A 20,540-nucleotide genomic window follows, 5' to 3' on the forward strand; every position below is an offset into this window, starting at 1 on the left:
AAGACTACTCCATTAAGTTATTGTCGCCGACACGATAATTAATATATCTCTTCTTCATCCAACGGTACGCAAAGCAATCGAGGAAAGGAGAAACCAGTCTGTTCCACAAATGATACTTGGATGTACCTGCTACACGCGGGAAATGACGGACAGGAATCTGTTTGATCTTAGCATCCTGCAATAAAATCAACGCAGGAAGAAAACGGTGCATACCCGTAAAGAACGGAATACGTTTGGCATAGACCGTATGCAACACTTTAAGAGGGCAACCTGTATCCTGAACACCATCATGGGTCATCATCCGCCGGAAACCATTGGCAATCTTGGACTGGAGGTTTTTAAAAAAGGAGTCTTTACGATTGGCACGGATACCCATCACCAACTGATAGTCGGCAATATCCTTCAATAACAGGTTGAAATCCTCGGGAGTAGTCTGAAGATCGGCATCCATGTATCCCACATATACCGACTCAGCGTAGTCGATACCCGCTTTCATGGCGGCACTCAATCCGGAATTTTTCGCCAGATCCATATAAAAGAAATCCTTATTGCGCGCGCATACCTCCATGATACGTTGCTTACTGTTATCACGTGAACCATCGTTCACGAACAATACACAAGCCGTACAAATAGAGTTGGGCAAAAATTCTCCCAATTTCTGTTCCAAAGAGTAGATATTGTCTTCTTCGTTGTATACCGGAACAACGATAGTCAGTTGATAATTGATCGTTTTATTCATTGCCTCATTGTAAATATCCTGCAAAAATACAAAAAATAAGAAATAAAACAGGGGTATTGAAACAACAAACCAAATCTAATTTATGTTTTTATAGCACAAAAAGAAAAAATGAAACCGGATTATAACATTCATACAGACTTAAAACAGAAAAAGAATGCCGGAAAGAATATCACTCCTCTCCGGCATTGTCTGTTGTTTTATAAATATAAAAACGAAATCAGGCTTTCCGGATGTAATCAACAATCCATGCTCCTACTTCTTTCGTGCCAAACTTATCACCACCTTCTACCTGAATTTCGGGGGTACGTACATTTGCATCCAAAGAAGCATCGACAGCCTTACGGATCAAAGCGCCTTCGGCTTTGCAATCGAAGTATTCGAACAACATTGCTACCGAAAGGATTTGTGCCAGTGGGTTAGCAATATTCAAACCTTTTGCTTGCGGCCATGAACCGTGAATCGGCTCGAACACCGGAGTACTCTCGCCCGTAGAAGCAGACGGGAGTAATCCCATAGAACCGCTAATTACAGAACCTTCGTCGGTCAGAATGTCGCCAAAGGTATTCTCCGTCACCATTACGTCAAAGAACTTAGGCTCCTGGATCATCTTCATTGCAGCATTATCCACAAACATATAATCAGTAGTCACCTCCGGATACTGCGGGGCCATCTCTTGTGCAATTTGTCTCCACAAACGACTGGAAGCAAGCACATTGGCTTTATCGACTACAGTAAGGTGTTTGCGACGCTTCATTGCGTATTCAAAACCGACTTTCAGGATACGTTCAATTTCGGGACGTGTATACATATTCGTATCATATGCTTTATCATTATCCTGATATTTCTCACCGAAATACATACCACCCGTCAGCTCACGGATACACAGGAAGTCGGCTCCCTCTACTAACTCTGCACGAAGAGGAGACTTATGAACCAAGCATTTAAAGGTTTGCACCGGACGGATATTGGCAAATAAACCAAGTTTCTTACGCATAGCCAGCAGCCCTTGTTCCGGACGTACCTTGGCAGTCGGGTCATTGTCAAACTTAGGATCACCTACAGCCGAAAAGAGAACTGCATCGGCATTCTTACACACCTGATAGGTTTCTTCGGGGAAAGGATCACCTACTTTATCAATAGCATCCGCACCACAAATGGCATATTCATAGTTTACTTTATGTCCAAACTTCTCACAGACGGCACTCATCACCTCTACACCTTGTACAGAGATTTCCGGTCCGATGCCGTCACCGGCTAATACAGCAATTTTAAAATCCATATTGTTCAATAATTAATATTCTTCTATTATATTCAGCATTTTAATAGTAGCTTTGATGGCAGCCTCTGTCTGGTCGGCATCCAATCCACGGGTACGGAACACCTTTTCACCAAAACTCCAGGTGATGACTGTCTGTACGAAGGCATCGGTACGGCCTCCGGGAGGGATACTTACGGCATAATTAATCAGCATCGGGAACTTACGCCCCAAAGTCACCTTATATACTTTACGCAAAGCGCGTACGAAGGCATCGTACTGTCCATCACCGGAAGAACTTTCTTCGTAAACCTGACCGTCGATTTCGATACTTAGTGTTGCCATCGGCTTCAATCCGTGTGCTAAAGTGACAAAGTAGCTTTTCAATTTTACTTTATTGCTCATGCCATCGTGCTTCAACACATCAGAAATAATATAGGGCAAGTCTTCCTGAGTAACCAACTCTTTCTTATCACCCAACTCAATGATTCGCTCCGTAACCTTCTTCATGGACTCTTCATCCAGTTCCAGTCCCAGACTTTCAAGATTCTTGCGAATATTGGCCTTACCGGAAGTTTTCCCCAAAGCATACTCGCGTATACGCCCGAAACGCTCGGGAAGCAGATCATTACAATAAAGATTACTTTTATTGTCTCCATCGGCATGTACGCCGGCCACCTGAGTAAATACATTCTCACCTACAATCGGTTTGTTGGCGGGTATCACAATGCCCGAATACGATTCGACCACACGACTCACATCATTCAGCCGGCTCTCATCGATATTGGTTATGGCATTGAAATGGTCTTTCAAGATGGCCTGTACACTCGCCAAAGGAGCATTTCCGGCACGTTCACCCAAACCGTTGATAGTGGTATGGAGCCCTTTTACCCCACTCAGCACGGCAGCAAGCACATTACTTACAGCCAGATCATAATCATTGTGTGCGTGAAAGTCGAAATGTGTATCAGGATAACGCTTTTTCATCTTCCGCATAAACTCAATCACCTGAAGCGGGTTCAGGATACCCAATGTGTCGGGAAGCATAAACCGTTTGATAGTGGTCTCCTTCAATGCATCCACAATCTGGAACACATATTCGGGAGAGTCCTTCATACCATTACTCCAATCCTCCAGATATACATTAACCTCAATATCGAGTTCATTGGCATAATCCACTACGGCAAGAATGTCTTCGATATGTTCTTCGGGCGTTTTCTTCAACTGGCAGGTACAATGTTTCAGCGAACCTTTGCACAGCAGATTGATGACACGACATCCGGTAGCATGAATCCAATCCAATGAAGTATGTCCGTCGACGAACCCCAATACCTCTACTTTTTGCAGTAGATTCCTTCGGGCAGCCCAGTCACATATCATTTTCACCGCATCAAACTCTCCATCGGACACACGTGCCGAAGCTACCTCCACACGATCTACTTTCAACTCCTCCAGCAGAAGTCGGGCAATCATTAGTTTTTCATGGGGCACAAACGATACTCCGCTGGTCTGTTCACCGTCGCGGAGAGTCGTGTCCATGATTTCTATTTTGACGCCTTTTCCCATTGTTCTATTTTATCTTTATTAGTCAACAAAAAGTCGATGTCGTCAAGTCCATTCATCAGACAGTGCTTCTTGTAGGCATTGATTTCAAAATGTTCACTCTTTCCGGTAGCTTTGTTAGTGATGGTTTGTTCCGGCAGGTTAACTTCCACTTCCATCTTCGGATTCTTAAAGATGGAATCGAACAACTCTGCAAGGAATTCCTCGGTTACCACAACCGGAAGAACGAAATTATTCAATTCATTATTTTTATGAATATCTGCAAAGAAACTACTCACCACTACACGGAAACCATAATCAGCAATGGCCCAGGCAGCGTGCTCTCGGCTGGATCCCGAACCAAAATTTTTTCCGGCTACCAAAATTTGTCCTCCATATGTAGGATCATTCAACACGAATGATTCTATTTTATTCCCTTGTTTATCGTAACGCCAGTCCCTGAACAAGTTCTCTCCAAACCCCTCCTTGGTTGTAGCTTTCAAAAAACGCGCGGGAATAATCTGGTCTGTATCCACATTTTCTAATGGAAGAGGTACACAAGTACTTGTAAGTATATTGAATTTTGCTTTCATCTTTTTATTTTCGATTTAAATAATTGCGATTTACAGTGCAGGCGGACAATCTCCGTTCACAAACTCCTTGAGCAGTAAATCCTCGATCGTCCTATAGCTCTATTACATCAGTTCTCTCGGATCGGTAATCACTCCCGTTACGGCAGCTGCAGCCGCCACAAGCGGGCTGGCCAATAGCGTACGGGCTCCCGGCCCCTGACGTCCTTCAAAATTACGGTTACTGGTGGAAACTGAATATTTACCGGCAGGAATCTTATCATCGTTCATGGCCAGACAAGCCGAACATCCCGGCTGACGAATGGCAAAACCGGCATCTTCCAGAATCTTATCCAATCCTTCTTCACGGATCTGGGCATCAACCATCCAAGAACCCGGCACTAACCATGCAATCACATGTTCAGCTTTCTGACGCCCTTTCACTATGGAAGCGAATGCGCGGAAGTCTTCGATACGCCCATTAGTACAAGCACCCAGAAATACATAATCAATCTTTTTACCCAACAATGATTCACCCGGCTGAAATCCCATATAGTCCAGAGATTTCAAGAATGAAGTTTTCGTTGTTTCATTCATACCCTCGGTTGTAGGAATATGCTGCGTGATGCCCATACCCATCCCCGGATTAGTTCCATAAGTGATCATCGGCTCGATATCGGCTGCATCAAAATGGATTTCTTTATCAAAAACCGCATCTTCTTCACTCTTCAAAGTTTTCCAATACGCCATTGCTTTATCCCACTCTTCGCCCTGAGGAGCATTTTCACGCCCTTTGATGTATTCAAAAGTCACTTCATCGGGAGCAACCATACCGCCACGGGCTCCCATCTCAATAGAAAGATTACAGAGTGTCAACCGGCCTTCCATTGTCAGACTGCGAATTGCCTCACCGGCGTATTCTACGAAATAACCGGTTGCACCGCTGGTCGTCATTTTCGACATCATATAAAGAGCAATGTCCTTGGCTGTAACTCCCTTACCCAATTCGCCATCTACCGTGATACGCATAGTCTTGGGACGTGACTGCAAAATACATTGTGAAGCAAGTACCATTTCAACCTCACTTGTACCGATACCAAAAGCAACCGCTCCCATCGCACCGTGAGTAGAAGTATGTGAATCGCCACAGACAATCGTCATTCCGGGTAAAGTGAGTCCCCGTTCGGGACCTACCACATGAATAATACCATTTCTTTTATCCATCATCCCATAATGCGTCAGCCCAAAATCGGCTGCATTCTTAGTCAATGTATCCACCTGAGTTTTTGAGACAGGATCTTCAATAGGCTTATCCTGATCGTGAGTCGGTGTATTATGGTCCGGCATGCAATATACCTTCTCCGGACGGAGTACTTTAATCCCGCGTGCGCGTAAACCGGCAAAAGCTTGAGGACTGGTTACTTCGTGACAATATAATCTGTCGATATAGAGTTGTGTAGGGCCATCTTCCACCGTAGTCACTACGTGTGCATCCCATATTTTATCAAATAATGTATTCATCTTTTTATTTATTATTTTACGATTTACAAATTACGTTTAGAGTCACATCACTTAGTAAACTTGTTGATACAGTCGATATAGGCTTCTACCGATGCAGCTATGATATCTGTATTTGCACCAAATCCGTAATACATCTGGTTATCATACTCAACCTGCATGTGTACCTTACCCACATCATCACTTCCTTTGCTAATGGCTTGAATCGTGAATTCCTTCAAAGTCATATGACGGTCAATAATACGCTTCAGAGCCTTGATGGCAGCATCCACCGGACCATTACCACTGGCAGCCGCTTCAAATTTCTCTCCGGCAATATTCAATCCGAGGCTGGCAACGGAACGGACTCCTACTCCACTGGTCACCTGAAGATATTCCAATTTGATGCGATGGTTACCACTTCTGTCCGCACCCGCCAATACCAGAATATCATCATCATGAATATCTTTCTTGCGGTCGGCAAGTTTCAGGAATTCTTCATATACTTTATCCAGTTTTTCCTGATCCAGTGTCACACCCAGAATGGAAAGGCGATTTTTCAAGGCAGCACGTCCGCTACGAGCTGTCAATACGATAGAGTTATCGTCGATACCCACATCGTGCGGATCAATTATTTCATAAGTCTGCACATTCTTAAGTACGCCATCCTGGTGGATACCCGAAGAATGCGCAAATGCATTGCGTCCAACAATGGCCTTATTAGCCTGTACCGGCATATTCATCAGGCTCGATACCATACGGCTGGTAGGATAAATCTTCTGAGTATTGATATTCGTCTCAATATCAATCTCGTGATGGCTTTTAATAATCATTGCTATCTCTTCAAGGGCCGTATTTCCCGCACGTTCACCGATACCGTTGATGGTAACCTCTACCTGGCGGGCACCATTCAGAATACCTGCCATCGTGTTGGCAGTAGCCATTCCCAAATCATTATGACAGTGGGTAGAAATGATTGCATTCTCAATACCTGTTACATGATCTACCAGATATTTGATTTTCGCGCCATACTCGGAAGGTAGGCAGTAACCTGTTGTATCCGGAATATTCACTACTGTAGCACCAGCCTTAATAACCGCTTCAATCACACGAGCCAGATATTCATTATCCGTACGTCCTGCATCCTCTGCATAAAACTCTACATCATCCACAAAACGACGGGCATATTTCACTGCCGCCACAGCACGTTCGATAATCTCTTCCCGATTAGAATTGAATTTATATTTAATATGTGAATCTGAAGTACCGATTCCTGTATGAATACGCTTATGTTTAGCAAACTTCAGGGCATCCACTGCCACATCGATATCTTTTTGTACCGCACGCGTCAATGCACAAATCGTCGGCCAGGTTACAGCCTTTGATATTTCAATCACCGAGTTAAAATCGCCCGGGCTGGAAATAGGAAAGCCTGCCTCAATTACATCTACACCTAAAACTTCCAATGCCTTTGCCACCTGAATTTTTTCCACTGTATTCAACTGGCATCCCGGTACTTGTTCACCATCGCGAAGGGTGGTGTCGAAAATAAATAATCTGTCGCTCATATTCTATTTTTTTAATCTGATTATACACCATCAAAAAAGCCTTTCACACAAGGAAGTGAGAAAGGCTTTCGTATATTTTCATTATACACATTTACGCGCGACACTCACTTCCCCCGACCTTTGCCAGCAGAATAATAATACCACACAGTAGAATATGTATAAATGATTGATTCATGTTTATTGTCTCTTTTATTGTTTGACGATGCAAAGGTATAGATTATTTCTTAGCCTCCAAATAAAACGTTACTTTTTTATTCATAAAAATATCATTTCATAAGAAGAACTACTGTATAATAACAAATATATCACAATCAAAGTTCATATATCTGCCTACAAAAAATGGGAATAAAGTACTGTTAGATACCTTATTCCCACTCAATTATAGCTTTAATGCCTGTTGATTACTTCTTATCACAAGCTTTCTTTTCACAATTTGCATTCTGAGGGCATTCTGTTTTCTGATCGCATGCAGCTTTATCTTTGCAACAAGCCTTGGTAGAGTCACAAACAGCAGAGTCACCTTTGCAACAAGTTGCAGCAGATTCCACTGCTTCTACAGCAACTGAAGTAGAGTCTGTAGCAGCTTCCGAATTAGCTGTTTTATTACCACCACAAGAAATCATCGCAAAAGAGAATGCCACCATTGCAGCAGCTAAAAAGAATTTTGTCTTCATACTTTAAATATTTGCTTTAAACGTTTATATAAATACTCATTTGCAAATATAGATAAAATAAATGAATCTCCCAAAAACAAGTCATCCCCTCGTGTCTTCTGACCCGAGGGGATGAACTCTCTGAAAACGGCGACTACCTACTCTCCCACTGTTACGCAGTACCATCGGCGTGATCAGGCTTAACTTCTCTGTTCGGAATGGGAAGAGGTGGAACCCTGATGCTATAGTCACCTGAATAAGGTAGACATAATGTACAAAAGTAAACTTAGCCGTCTATCACCCGGATAGTAAAGCTAAACGGATATATAAACCATAAAAGACAATAAAAGAAAGTCATCGGGCAATTAGTAACGCTCGGCTGTGATGTTACCACCTGTACACCTGCGTCCTATCAACGTTGTAGTCTACAACGACCCTGAAAGAAATCTAATCTTGTGGCTGGCTTCGTACTTAGATGCTTTCAGCACTTATCCAATCCCGACTTAGATACCCGGCAATGCACCTGGCGGCACAACCGGTAAACCAGAGGTCAGTCCAACACGGTCCTCTCGTACTAGTGTCAGAGCCACGCAAATTTCATGCGCCCACGATAGATAGAGACCGAACTGTCTCACGACGTTCTGAACCCAGCTCGCGTGCCACTTTAATGGGCGAACAGCCCAACCCTTGGGACCTTCTCCAGCCCCAGGATGTGACGAGCCGACATCGAGGTGCCAAACCCCTCCGTCGATATGAGCTCTTGGGAGGGATCAGCCTGTTATCCCCGGAGTACCTTTTATCCTTTGAGCGATGTCCCTTCCATACGGAAACACCGGATCACTATGCTCTAGTTTCCTACCTGATCGACTTGTAAGTCTCCCAGTCAAGCGCCCTTATGCCATTACACTCTGCCGCCGGTTACCAATCGGCGTGAGGGCACCTTTAGAAGCCTCCGTTACACTTTTGGAGGCGACCACCCCAGTCAAACTACCCACCAAACAGTGTCCTCGCAAATGCGAGTTAGAACTCAAATAATCAAAGGGCCGTATTTCAACAGCGACTCCACAAATACTGGCGTACCTGCTTCAAAGTCTCCGGCCTATCCTACACATCAATTACCCAAATTCAATGTTAAGCTATAGTAAAGGTTCACGGGGTCTTTTCGTCCCATCGCGGGTAATCGGCATCTTCACCGATACTACAATTTCACTGAGCTCACGGTTGAGACAGTGTCCAGATCATTACACCATTCGTGCAGGTCGGAACTTACCCGACAAGGAATTTCGCTACCTTAGGACCGTTATAGTTACGGCCGCCGTTTACTGGGGCTTCAATTCAATGCTTCTCTTGCGATGACATCTCCTCTTAACCTTCCAGCACCGGGCAGGTGTCAGGCTGTATACGTGATCTTTCAATTTTGCACAGCCCTGTGTTTTTGTTAAACAGTTGCCTGGACCTATTCTCTGCGCCCTCCCGTCACCGGGTAGGGACCCTTTATCCCGAAGTTACAGGGTCAATTTGCCTAGTTCCTTAACCGTGATTCACTCAAGCGCCTGAGTATATTCAACCCGACTACGTGTGTCCGTTTGCGGTACGGGTACCATTAAGATTAAGTTTAGCGGATTTTCTTGGGAGTATGTTTACACGCACTATTACCGTTTTCCGAGGAAATTGGTATACTGTCAGGTTCGACTCTTATCCCGGATTTGCCTGGGATAATCAACATCTACACCCTTTAACGGACTATTCCGTCAGTCCGCGGCGTTGTCACTCCTCCGTCTCCACGTCACTCTTAATGCTAGTACAGGAATATTAACCTGTTCTGCCATCGGCATCACCGTTCGGCTGAGCCTTAGGACCCGACTAACCCTGATCCGATTAGCGTTGATCAGGAAACCTTAGTCTTGCGGCGAGGGGGTTTCTCACCCCCTTTATCGTTACTTATACCTACATTTGCTTTTCCACACGCTCCAGTAAAGCTCACGCTTAGCCTTCAACGCAGAGTGGAATGCTCCCCTACCGATACTTACGTATCCCATAGCTTCGGTAAAACACTTAATGCCCGATTATTATCCACGCCAAACTCCTCGACTAGTGAGCTGTTACGCACTCTTTAAATGAATGGCTGCTTCCAAGCCAACATCCTAGCTGTCTTAGCAATCTGACTTCGTTAGTTCAACTTAGTGTTTATTTGGGGACCTTAGCTGATGGTCTGGATTCTTCTCCTTTAGGACATGGACCTTAGCACCCATGCCCTCACTCCTGAGATCGAACTAATGCGCATTCGGAGTTTATCAAGACTTGATAGGCGGTGAAGCCCTCGCATCTTATCAGTCGCTCTACCTCACATTAGTAATTCTCAAGGCTGCACCTAAATGCATTTCGGGGAGTACGAGCTATCTCCAAGTTTGATTAGCCTTTCACCCCCACCCTCAGGTCATCCGGAAGCTTTTCAACGCTTATCGGTTCGGTCCTCCAGTTAGTGTTACCTAACCTTCAACCTGCCCAAGGGTAGATCACTTGGTTTCGCGTCTACTCCTTCCGACTATCCGCCCTGTTCAGACTCGCTTTCGCTTCGGATCCACATCTCAAGATGCTTAACCTTGCCGGAAAAAGTAACTCGTAGGTTCATTATGCAAAAGGCACGCCGTCACAACTTACGCTGCTCCGACCGCTTGTAGGCGCATGGTTTCAGGGACTATTTCACTCTTCTATTCGAAGTGCTTTTCACCTTTCCTTCACAGTACTGGTTCGCTATCGGTCTCTCGGGAGTATTTAGCCTTACCGGATGGTCCCGGCTGGTTCACGCAGAATTCCTCGTGCTCCGCGCTACTCAGGATACCACTACGCTTCAGTTACCTTAGAATACCGGGCTATCACCGTCTATGGCGCGGCTTTCCAGCCGCTTCTTCTCAATAACTTTCTTGCGAGAGCGTGGTCCTACAACCCCACACATGCCGTAACACGGGTGGTTTGGGCTATTCCCCGTTCGCTCGCCACTACTAGGGGAATCATTATTTATTTTCTTTTCCTGCAGGTACTAAGATGTTTCAGTTCCCTGCGTTAGCCTCCAACTTGGTTGGATGACATTCCTTCAGAATGCCGGGTTGTCCCATTCGGAAATCTTCGGATCAAAGGTTATTTGCACCTACCCGAAGCTTATCGCAGCTTATCACGTCCTTCATCGCCTCCGAGAGCCAAGGCATCCGCCATGCGCCCTTATTTACTTTCTTTTATCGCCAGGTTCATCTCCTTTTCTTAAAAAGGATCTGAACCAAATGGTTCGATATATACTTTTAGCTCTTACTAAATTTACTTTTTTTTGTACATCATGTCAAAGATCGTATGATAACATTCGGCAACTTGTGTTGCCAGCGTATCAATGGTGGAGAATAACGGATTCGAACCGTTGACCCTCTGCGTGCAAGGCAGATGCTCTAGCCAGCTGAGCTAATCCCCCAATCATACAAGATATCAATCTCGTCTTGGTAGTCCCAGGCAGAGTTGAACTGCCGACCTCTACATTATCAGTGTAGCGCTCTAACCAACTGAGCTATAGGACTAGTTCAACCGTGTCCTGTCTTAGACTCGGCTTCTGTTTTTCTCTTGTTTATCTCTATCTATATTGCTATAGACGGTCGATCTATATTCTATAAATAAACAAGTACCAGTAGTACAATTTTAGAACCGATGAACGTCGTTTTCAACATCGCTCCAGAAAGGAGGTGTTCCAGCCGCACCTTCCGGTACGGCTACCTTGTTACGACTTAGCCCCAGTCACCAGTTTTACCCTAGGACGCTCCTTGCGGTTACGTACTTCAGGTACCCCCGGCTCCCATGGCTTGACGGGCGGTGTGTACAAGGCCCGGGAACGTATTCACCGCGCCGTGGCTGATGCGCGATTACTAGCGAATCCAGCTTCACGAAGTCGGGTTGCAGACTTCGATCCGAACTGAGAGAGGCTTTTGGGATTAGCATCCTGTCACCAGGTAGCTGCCTTCTGTACCCCCCATTGTAACACGTGTGTAGCCCCGGACGTAAGGGCCGTGCTGATTTGACGTCATCCCCACCTTCCTCACATCTTACGACGGCAGTCTCTCCAGAGTCCTCAGCATGACCTGTTAGTAACTGAAGATAAGGGTTGCGCTCGTTATGGCACTTAAGCCGACACCTCACGGCACGAGCTGACGACAACCATGCAGCACCTTCACAGTGGTGATTGCTCACTGACATGTTTCCACATCATTCCACTGCAATTTAAGCCCGGGTAAGGTTCCTCGCGTATCATCGAATTAAACCACATGTTCCTCCGCTTGTGCGGGCCCCCGTCAATTCCTTTGAGTTTCACCGTTGCCGGCGTACTCCCCAGGTGGAATACTTAATGCTTTCGCTTGGCCGCTTACTGTATATCGCAAACAGCGAGTATTCATCGTTTACTGTGTGGACTACCAGGGTATCTAATCCTGTTTGATACCCACACTTTCGAGCATCAGTGTCAGTTGCAGTCCAGTGAGCTGCCTTCGCAATCGGAGTTCTTCGTGATATCTAAGCATTTCACCGCTACACCACGAATTCCGCCCACCTCTACTGTACTCAAGACTGACAGTATCAACTGCAATTTTACGGTTGAGCCGCAAACTTTCACAACTGACTTACCAGTCCACCTACGCTCCCTTTAAACCCAATAAATCCGGATAACGCTCGGATCCTCCGTATTACCGCGGCTGCTGGCACGGAGTTAGCCGATCCTTATTCATATTATACATACAAAACAGTATACATACTGCACTTTATTCTAATATAAAAGAAGTTTACAACCCATAGGGCAGTCATCCTTCACGCTACTTGGCTGGTTCAGGCTCGCGCCCATTGACCAATATTCCTCACTGCTGCCTCCCGTAGGAGTTTGGACCGTGTCTCAGTTCCAATGTGGGGGACCTTCCTCTCAGAACCCCTATCCATCGAAGGCTTGGTGGGCCGTTACCTCACCAACAACCTAATGGAACGCATCCCCATCCTTTACCGGAATCCTTTAATAATCAAACCATGCGGAATGATTATCCCATCGGGTATTAATCTTTCTTTCGAAAGGCTATCCCCGAGTAAAGGGCAGGTTGGATACGTGTTACTCACCCGTGCGCCGGTCGCCAGCAAAGAAAGCAAGCTTTCTTCCTGATGCCCCTCGACTTGCATGTGTTAAGCCTGTAGCTAGCGTTCATCCTGAGCCAGGATCAAACTCTTCATTGTAAAAGTATTGTTATATATCCCAATAAGGGACAATATTAGCTCTGTTCAGGATGTCGAAAATTTATTGACGGTCATTTTTCATATACCTATATAATAAGTATTGACGGTTCTAAATTTACTTGTACTACTTGTATTGTTTATCAATTTTTCAAAGAACGCTTCTTTTCGATTGCGCTTCGTTTTAAAAGCGGGTGCAAAGGTAAAAGGTTTATTTTAAAACACCAAATGTTTCTGGAAGTTTTTTTTTAAAATGTTTTCCCGGTCTGTTCTCTGGCTCTCTTAGCGAAAGGGAAAGGCACCGGAATAAACGCCTTTTATCGCGAATCGGACTGCAAAGATAACGAATTTTAATATTAAACTCCAAAGAAAAAGGAGATTATTTTGGTTGTTCGTTAAGGCAATCAATACGCACTTGCAACATGTCAATTTCAATCGGCTCTCCGTCTCTTGGAAAGCGGGTGCAAAAGTACGTGATTTACCAATACAAGGCAAATATATAAGGAAGTTTTTTAAATAAAAATATAAATTCAGATGTAAAGGACTGAGGGAGAGGTAGGTCTTAGAGCATACTTTAAAAAGAAGGGAAAAGGGAGGGCCAAGGGAGACACATTATTATAATATATAGAGGGGGAATTTTCAGGAGATAAAGGAAAGGATATGTGCTACGAAAGGGAGGGGAACAAGTGTTTTGGAGAGGGAATTGCGGAGAAAAATAGGGGATTTAACGGGAGCTTGACGGAATTTAAACGGGAGTTAAACAGAAAATATGGCGGGATTTTGACGGAAATTGAATGGGAATTGAACGGAATCCAAACGTTAACATTGTTAATGCAGTTGGGGAGACATTTATTTCAGGGGCGGAAATAACAAAGCTTTTGCTTCGAAAAGACTTGTTATTTGAAGACAAAAGGCTTGATTTAACCCCCTGTTAAATCAAGTGACGGGAGGAGAAGAAACGGAAGAGAGAAAAGGATTGAGAATGAATACAATAGAGAGACAAGGAGTTATTTTTTAGAAAAAGAGATAAGTAGTGGGCCGAAAGGGATAGTTGCGATTAGAACAAGTATGGGCGCAGCGGATTTTCAAAAGTAAGGTTTGGAGCGGAAGCGGGAGGAGTGCAATTACAAAAGACAAGAGAATAGCAGGACAGGCACAAGTTAAAGAAAGAAAGTATCAAAGATTGGATCATAGATTAAGAATCGGACATAAAAAGAAAGCACGTCTTCAAATATCCCTAAAGCAAATGTCTTCCTGTTAAAATCACCCTTTCAGGAAACAAAATCCCCTGCCCCATGTTACTTAACCAACTTAATTTTTATAACCTAAACCAAAAGAATTATGGCTAAAGAAAGTGTAAAAATCCTGCAAGGAAAGCTCGATGTAAAAAGTTTGATTGATCAGCTGAATGCTGCATTATCTGAAGAATGGTTGGCATACTATCAATATTGGGTAGGTGCATTGGTAGTGGAAGGTGCTATGCGCGCAGACGTACAAGGTGAGTTCGAAGAACATGCTGAAGAAGAACGTCACCACGCACAATTGATAGCAGACCGAATCATCGAATTGGAAGGTGTTCCGGTACTCGATCCGAAAAAATGGTTTGAACTGGCCCGCTGCAAATACGATTCTCCAACAGCATTCGACTCTGTCAGCCTACTGAACCAAAACGTTTCTTCAGAGCGTTGCGCCATTCTCCGTTATCAGGAGATTGCCAACTTTACAAACGGTAAAGATTACACCACATGTGACATCGCCAAACATATCCTGGCTGAAGAAGAAGAGCATGAACAGGACTTACAGGATTATCTGACTGATATTGCCAGAATGAAAGAATCGTTTCTTAAGAAATAAATAATGGTTTCTTCAAGAATGGAAAGAGGGAATACTCCGTCCGGGGTAGTTTCCTCTTTTTATTGTTACTCCTCACTGTAATAATCACCTTTCCTCTACTCCGCAGACATACCTAAATAATCATATTTTATGCACTCCGACCGTGACAAAACAAAAAACTATGCGACTTATGGGATGAATTTCAACTCAATTATTTATCTTTGTTAGCTTTAAAAAAGCTGGCATAAAAACAATATGTACAATGAAAGATTTCTTTAAATTTACGCTTGCTACATTGACCGGTATCGTACTATCGGGCATTGTTTTGTTTATCATCGGAATTGCGACGCTTGTCGGCATCATTTCGTCATCGGATACCGAAACAGTAGTGAAAAAAAATTCCGTAATGATGCTCGACTTAAAAGGCACATTGGTAGAGCGCACTCAAGAGAGTTTAGAAGGGCTATTGGGAAAATTCACCGGTGAAGCGGGCAACACATACGGACTGGACGACATATTAGCTTCAATCAAAAAAGCTAAAGAAAATGATAATATAAAAGGCATTTATATACAGGCTTCATGGCTGGATGCCCCTTATGCCTCATTACAGGCAATACGGACCGCTTTGGAAGATTTCAAGGAAAGTGGCAAATTCGTTGTAGCATACAGTGACAATTATACGCAGGGGCTTTATTACCTATCGAGTGTTGCCGACAAAGTAATGCTTAACCCTAAAGGCATGATTGAATGGCGAGGACTCGCTTCAGCTCCCATTTTCTACAAAGACCTATTACAGAAATTGGGAATTGAAATGCAGGTATTCAAGGTAGGTACTTACAAATCGGCTGTAGAACCGTTCACTTCAACCGAAATGTCTCCGGCCAATAAAGAGCAAGTTACGGCATTCATCGGTTCAACCTGGAACCAAATACTGGATGGTGTTTCGGCTTCACGCAAAATAGAAAAAGACTCACTGAATGCGTATGCAGATCGCATGCTTATGTTTTACCCATCGGACGAAAGCGTGAAATGCGGATTGGCCGATACCCTGATTTATCAGAATAACGTACGCAGCTATCTGAAAACACTTGTAAAAATCAACGAAGACGACCGCCTGCCGATATTAGGGCTCGATGATATGATCAACATCAAAAAGAGTGTACCTAAAGATAAAAGCGGTGATATTCTGGCTGTCTACTATGCATCCGGTGAAATAACTGACTATGACGGATCGGCGACATCCGACGAAGGAATTGTAGGGAGCAAAATGATTCGTGACCTGCGTAAGCTAAAAGAGGATGATAACGTAAAGGCAGTCGTACTGCGTGTTAATTCTCCGGGAGGAAGCGCATTTGCATCCGAACAGATCTGGCATGCCGTAAAAGAATTAAAAGCTAACAAACCAGTAATTGTTTCGATGGGTGACTATGCCGCATCCGGCGGATATTACATCTCTTGCGCAGCCGACAGCATCATAGCCGAGCCAACTACCTTAACCGGTTCTATCGGAATTTTCGGCATGATCCCGAACGTCAAAGGATTGACGGAAAAGATCGGACTAACATTTGACGTGGTAAAAACCAATAAATTTGCAGATTTCGGTAACCTGATGCGTCCTGTGAACGGTGATGAAAGAGCATTGCTGCAAATGATGATCAGCCAGGGATATGACCTGTTTGTAAGTCGTTGTGCCGAAGGTCGCCATATGACCAAAGAAGGTATTGAAAAAATAGCTGAAGGACGCGTATGGACCGGAGAAATGGCCAAAGGAATCGGACTGGTAGACGAACTGGGTGGAATCGACAAAGCACTGGAAATTGCAGCACGGAAAGCCGAATTGAAAGGCTATACCATTGTATCTTATCCTACCAAAAAGGATATTCTATCCACATTACTCGATGTCCAACCCAATAACTATGTAGAATCCCAAGTGCTGAAAAGCCAGTTAGGAGACTATTACAAGGATTTCAATCTATTAAGAAATATAAAAGAACGCGCCATGATTCAGGCACGTGTCCCGTTTGAACTGAATGTGAAATAGCGAACTACATGGAAGAAAGCTCTATTAAGATACATAAATGGCTATATCCCGTTTCATGGCTCTATGGAATGGGAGTAGCACTGAGAAATAAACTCTTTGACTGGGGTAAACTTCAGTCAAAGAGTTTTAACATTCCCGTGATTTGTATCGGGAATATCGCCGTGGGCGGCACAGGCAAAACACCGCACACAGAGTATCTGATAAAGCTGCTCCATCGCAACTTCCGGGTAGCCGTACTGAGCCGTGGATACAAGCGCCATACGAAAGGATTCATACTTTCAACAGCAGAGAGCAATGCTCGTAGCATTGGTGACGAACCCTATCAAATAAAATCGAAGTTTTCCGACATACGAGTTGCAGTGGACGAAGACCGTTGTCATGGTATCGAAAAATTGCTCACATTGCAAGAGCCTCCTGTCGAAGTTATCTTACTGGACGATGCATTCCAACACCGATATGTGAAAGCGGGACTGAATATTCTTCTGACAGATTATCATCGCCTGTTCTGTGACGATGCTTTAATGCCTGCCGGACGTTTACGGGAATCTACCCGGGGGAAAAACAGGGCACAAATAGTCATTGTAACCAAATGTCCGCCGGATATCAAGCCTATCGATCATAATATCATCGCAAAACGGTTGAATCTATTCCCCTATCAACAACTTTATTTCTCGTCATTCCGATACGGCAAATTACAAGCGGTCTTTCCTGTTTGTACTGCCGTAAGAGAAAGGGAACTATCGTCCTTGCAAGCAGATGAACAGATACTAGTGATAACCGGAATCGCGTCTCCGGATGCTATCATCCGGGAACTGGAAATGTATACACGGAACATCGACCTACTCGCTTTTGACGATCACCATAGCTTCAGCCAGCGAGACATGTCGCTAATTAAAGAGAAGTTCGGTAATTTGAAAGAAGGACGGCGTCTGATTATCACTACCGAGAAAGATGCCACCCGTCTGATAGACCATCGGGCACTGGATGCAGAACTAAAACCATTTATTTATGCCCTGCCCATCGAAGTAGAAATATTACAAAATCAACAAGATATTTTTAACCAACACATTATTGGCTATGTTAGAGAAAATACAAGAAACGGCAGCCTTCCTGAAAGGGAAGATGCACACAAGCCCTGAGACAGCAATCATTCTGGGAACCGGACTTGGCAGTTTGGCAAACGAAATTACTGAAAAGTATGAAATAAAGTATGAGGATATTCCCAACTTTCCGGTGTCTACCGTAGAAGGACATAGCGGAAAACTGATTTTCGGTAAACTCGGCAATAAAGAAATCATGGCGATGCAAGGCCGCTTCCATTACTACGAGGGGTACTCCATGAAAGAAGTGACTTTCCCGGTACGTGTGATGCGTGAGCTGGGCATCAAAACTTTATTTGTATCCAATGCCAGTGGCGGTACTAATCCCGACTTCGAAATCGGAGACCTGATGATTATTACCGACCACATAAATTATTTCCCCGAACATCCCCTACGGGGTAAAAACATTCCGTATGGGCCGCGTTTTCCGGATATGAGTGAAGCCTACGACAAAGAACTGATACGCAAGGCAGATGCTATTGCAGCAGAAAAAGGTATTAAAGTGCAACATGGCATATACATCGGTACACAGGGTCCAACATTCGAAACACCGGCTGAATACAAGTTGTTTCATATCTTGGGTGCCGATGCAGTAGGTATGTCTACTGTCCCCGAAGTAATTGTTGCCAACCATTGTGGCATTAAGGTATTCGGTATATCAGTAGTGACTGATCTCGGAGTAGAAGGCAAGATTGTAGAAGTATCACACGAAGAGGTTCAGAAAGCAGCCGACGCTGCCCAACCGAAGATGACCACCATTATGCGTGAGCTGATAAACCGTGCATAGATACTTTTTTTCATAAACTAAGATATATGAGAACAGAAATAGCAACCTTGGGTGAGTTCGGTCTGATCAAGCACCTCACCGAAGGAATTAAATTAGAAAACGAATCGAGCAAATATGGTGTGGGTGACGATGCCGCCGTCCTCTCCTATCCTGCCGATAAGCAGGTATTGGTCACCACCGACCTGTTAATGGAAGGGGTACATTTTGACTTGACTTACACACCGTTGAAACATTTGGGTTACAAAGCCGCTGTTGTCAACTTCTCCGACATCTATGCGATGAACGGGACACCGAAGCAGATCACAGTTTCACTTGCCCTCTCCAAACGCTTCAGCGTGGAAGATATGGATGAATTTTATGCCGGTCTCCGTTTGGCGTGTCAGCAATACAAGGTGGATATCGTAGGTGGTGACACTACTTCTTCCTTGACAGGATTTGCAATCAGCATCACCTGCATTGGTGAGTCAGATAAGGATAAAGTAGTTTACCGCAACGGTGCTAAGGACACCGATCTGATTTGCGTCAGTGGTGACTTAGGTGCGGCCTATATGGGGTTGCAACTGTTAGAGCGTGAAAAAGCGGTCTTTAAAGGTGAACAGGATGCTCAGCCGGATTTCTCCGGAAAAGAGTATTTGTTGGAACGTCAGCTCAAACCCGAAGCCCGCAAAGACATTATTGAGAAACTGGCTACTGCAAATATCGTCCCGACTTCAATGATGGACATTTCTGACGGTCTTTCCTCGGAACTATTGCATATTTGCACTCAAAGTAAGGCAGGTTGCCGCGTCTACGAGGAACACATCCCCATTGATTATCAAACAGCTGTTATGGCAGAAGAGTTCAACATGAATCTCACCACATGTGCTATGAATGGCGGTGAAGATTATGAACTGCTTTTCACCGTTCCTATTGCCGATCACGAAAAGATATCGGAAATGGAAGGTGTTCGTTTGATCGGTCACATCACAAAGCCCGAATTAGGCTGTGCACTTATCACACGCGATGGCCAGGAATTCGAGCTAAAAGCTCAGGGATGGAATCCGCTACAAGAGAATAAATAAAAAAGTTCAGTAATAAGAACACTGATAATAAGCAATATAGCTTTTTATCAGTGTTTTTTATTGTGCTAAGATTTGCAGAATTAAAAAACTTTCACTACCTTTGCAACCGCAAACAAGAAAGGTGCCATAGCTCAGTTGGTAGAGCAAAGGACTGAAAATCCTTGTGTCCCCGGTTCGATTCCTGGTGGCACCACCAAAGAAAGTACATAAATGCTTTTCACACATGAAAACCCTTGAATTAGAGATAGTTCAAGGGTTCTTTTTTTACCCTCACTACGCATTCCGCTACATATTTGTGAAGTTGGATTTCGCCAATTCAGTGGCTTTTTTTAAGGCTTTTGAAAAAGCCATAAATATGTACCATACTTCATTGTTTTTCAATTGTTTGACAATTCCAATCTCCGGTGTGAAAAAGTAATTTTGCACACATGACCGGATGAAGTCGAAAAAGTGAAAGAAACTTAAAAATTCGGTATTTCCCATCGGGATAAAAAAAAGGAATCGAACCCGGGATACAAAAGGCAATTCGAACCTGAGAAAAATGGGATTTTTATGGCTTTTCCATAAGTCCCTCAAAAAAGCCACCGAATTTAACATTTCGCTCCATGTCCTCATGCCATCCGGTTTTGACGAAACAATTGAATGTAACAC

General features: G+C 44.1%; 12 protein-coding genes, 3 tRNA genes and 3 rRNA genes. 6 read left to right on the forward strand and 12 right to left on the reverse strand.

Annotated elements, in window-relative coordinates:
- Positions 1-4 precede the first annotated feature (4 nt).
- From DBK98_RS20595 to DBK98_RS20650, 12 genes are all read right to left on the reverse strand, one after another.
- On the reverse strand, positions 5-739 hold the full coding sequence (locus DBK98_RS20595) for a glycosyltransferase (RefSeq protein ID WP_032535604.1): 735 nt from the start codon (positions 737-739) through the stop codon (positions 5-7).
- Between the two features lie 217 nt (positions 740-956).
- Entirely contained in the window at positions 957-2,018 is a 1,062-nt protein-coding gene (gene leuB / locus DBK98_RS20600; protein ID WP_005807868.1) for a 3-isopropylmalate dehydrogenase, read from the reverse strand.
- Positions 2,019-2,030: 12 nt separating this feature from the next.
- Positions 2,031-3,560, reverse strand: coding sequence for an alpha-isopropylmalate synthase regulatory domain-containing protein (locus DBK98_RS20605; protein ID WP_005807870.1), 1,530 nt, complete (start codon positions 3,558-3,560; stop codon positions 2,031-2,033).
- Positions 3,539-4,129: a 3-isopropylmalate dehydratase small subunit gene (gene leuD, locus DBK98_RS20610; RefSeq protein WP_005780891.1), complete on the reverse strand. Its 591-nt coding sequence runs from the start codon at positions 4,127-4,129 to the stop codon at positions 3,539-3,541. The genes DBK98_RS20605 and leuD overlap by 22 nt, the downstream gene beginning before the upstream one ends.
- A 102-nt stretch (positions 4,130-4,231) precedes the next feature.
- A complete protein-coding gene (gene leuC / locus DBK98_RS20615) occupies positions 4,232-5,626 on the reverse strand; it encodes a 3-isopropylmalate dehydratase large subunit (protein WP_032535603.1) in 1,395 nt (464 codons plus the stop codon).
- 47 nt (positions 5,627-5,673) lie between these two features.
- Positions 5,674-7,170 (reverse strand): 2-isopropylmalate synthase, encoded by a 1,497-nt coding sequence (locus DBK98_RS20620; RefSeq protein WP_005807874.1) that lies wholly within the window; start codon positions 7,168-7,170, stop codon positions 5,674-5,676.
- Between the two features lie 401 nt (positions 7,171-7,571).
- Complete coding sequence (locus tag DBK98_RS20625; protein WP_005780897.1) at positions 7,572-7,844, reverse strand: hypothetical protein; 273 nt, start codon at positions 7,842-7,844, stop codon at positions 7,572-7,574.
- Between the two features lie 124 nt (positions 7,845-7,968).
- Positions 7,969-8,079 (reverse strand): 5S ribosomal RNA (rrf, locus tag DBK98_RS20630).
- An 89-nt stretch (positions 8,080-8,168) separates the two neighbouring features.
- Positions 8,169-11,056, reverse strand: a 23S ribosomal RNA gene (locus DBK98_RS20635).
- A gap of 150 nt (positions 11,057-11,206) precedes the next feature.
- A tRNA-Ala gene (locus DBK98_RS20640) sits at positions 11,207-11,283 on the reverse strand.
- A 26-nt stretch (positions 11,284-11,309) separates the two neighbouring features.
- Positions 11,310-11,386 (reverse strand) — tRNA-Ile (locus DBK98_RS20645).
- Between the two features lie 155 nt (positions 11,387-11,541).
- A 16S ribosomal RNA gene (locus tag DBK98_RS20650) occupies positions 11,542-13,070 on the reverse strand.
- Together the 16S, 23S and 5S rRNA genes with 2 tRNA genes alongside form the textbook arrangement of a ribosomal RNA operon.
- Positions 13,071-14,408: 1,338 nt before the next feature.
- Between DBK98_RS20650 and DBK98_RS20655 the strand changes: the two genes are divergently transcribed.
- From DBK98_RS20655 to DBK98_RS20680, 6 genes are all read left to right on the forward strand, one after another.
- Entirely contained in the window at positions 14,409-14,921 is a 513-nt protein-coding gene (locus DBK98_RS20655; RefSeq protein WP_005782541.1) for a ferritin-like domain-containing protein, read from the forward strand.
- Between the two features lie 241 nt (positions 14,922-15,162).
- Positions 15,163-16,941 carry a signal peptide peptidase SppA gene (gene sppA, locus DBK98_RS20660; RefSeq protein ID WP_032536667.1) on the forward strand — a complete coding sequence of 593 codons (1,779 nt, stop codon included), beginning with the start codon at positions 15,163-15,165 and terminating at the stop codon, positions 16,939-16,941.
- 8 nt (positions 16,942-16,949) lie between these two features.
- The gene (lpxK, locus tag DBK98_RS20665; RefSeq protein ID WP_032536666.1) at positions 16,950-18,080 is read left to right on the forward strand and encodes a tetraacyldisaccharide 4'-kinase; all 1,131 of its coding nucleotides are present in this window, start codon (positions 16,950-16,952) and stop codon (positions 18,078-18,080) included.
- Entirely contained in the window at positions 18,019-18,828 is an 810-nt protein-coding gene (locus tag DBK98_RS20670) for a purine-nucleoside phosphorylase (protein ID WP_005782547.1), read from the forward strand. Before lpxK ends, DBK98_RS20670 begins: the two co-directional genes overlap by 62 nt.
- A 26-nt stretch (positions 18,829-18,854) precedes the next feature.
- Positions 18,855-19,889 (forward strand): thiamine-phosphate kinase, encoded by a 1,035-nt coding sequence (gene thiL, locus DBK98_RS20675; protein WP_005782550.1) that lies wholly within the window; start codon positions 18,855-18,857, stop codon positions 19,887-19,889.
- 120 nt (positions 19,890-20,009) lie between these two features.
- A tRNA-Phe gene (locus DBK98_RS20680) sits at positions 20,010-20,085 on the forward strand.
- Positions 20,086-20,540 lie beyond the last annotated feature (455 nt).

Source organism: Bacteroides sp. PHL 2737 (assembly GCF_004115325.2).
Classification (GTDB): Bacteria; Bacteroidota; Bacteroidia; order Bacteroidales; family Bacteroidaceae; genus Bacteroides; species Bacteroides hominis.

Excerpts from the sequence above, each read along its gene's own strand:
- DBK98_RS20595 (WP_032535604.1), bottom strand. The coding sequence starts at position 739 with ATGAATAAAACGATCAATTATCAACTGACTATCGTTGTTCCGGTATAC.
- thiL (WP_005782550.1), top strand. The coding sequence starts at position 18,855 with ATGAGAACAGAAATAGCAACCTTGGGTGAGTTCGGTCTGATCAAGCAC.
- lpxK (WP_032536666.1), top strand. The coding sequence starts at position 16,950 with ATGGAAGAAAGCTCTATTAAGATACATAAATGGCTATATCCCGTTTCA.
- DBK98_RS20670 (WP_005782547.1), top strand. The coding sequence starts at position 18,019 with ATGTTAGAGAAAATACAAGAAACGGCAGCCTTCCTGAAAGGGAAGATG.
- DBK98_RS20605 (WP_005807870.1), bottom strand. The coding sequence starts at position 3,560 with ATGGGAAAAGGCGTCAAAATAGAAATCATGGACACGACTCTCCGCGAC.
- DBK98_RS20655 (WP_005782541.1), top strand. The coding sequence starts at position 14,409 with ATGGCTAAAGAAAGTGTAAAAATCCTGCAAGGAAAGCTCGATGTAAAA.
- DBK98_RS20625 (WP_005780897.1), bottom strand. The coding sequence starts at position 7,844 with ATGAAGACAAAATTCTTTTTAGCTGCTGCAATGGTGGCATTCTCTTTT.
- leuB (WP_005807868.1), bottom strand. The coding sequence starts at position 2,018 with ATGGATTTTAAAATTGCTGTATTAGCCGGTGACGGCATCGGACCGGAA.
- DBK98_RS20620 (WP_005807874.1), bottom strand. The coding sequence starts at position 7,170 with ATGAGCGACAGATTATTTATTTTCGACACCACCCTTCGCGATGGTGAA.
- leuC (WP_032535603.1), bottom strand. The coding sequence starts at position 5,626 with ATGAATACATTATTTGATAAAATATGGGATGCACACGTAGTGACTACG.
- leuD (WP_005780891.1), bottom strand. The coding sequence starts at position 4,129 with ATGAAAGCAAAATTCAATATACTTACAAGTACTTGTGTACCTCTTCCA.
- sppA (WP_032536667.1), top strand. The coding sequence starts at position 15,163 with ATGAAAGATTTCTTTAAATTTACGCTTGCTACATTGACCGGTATCGTA.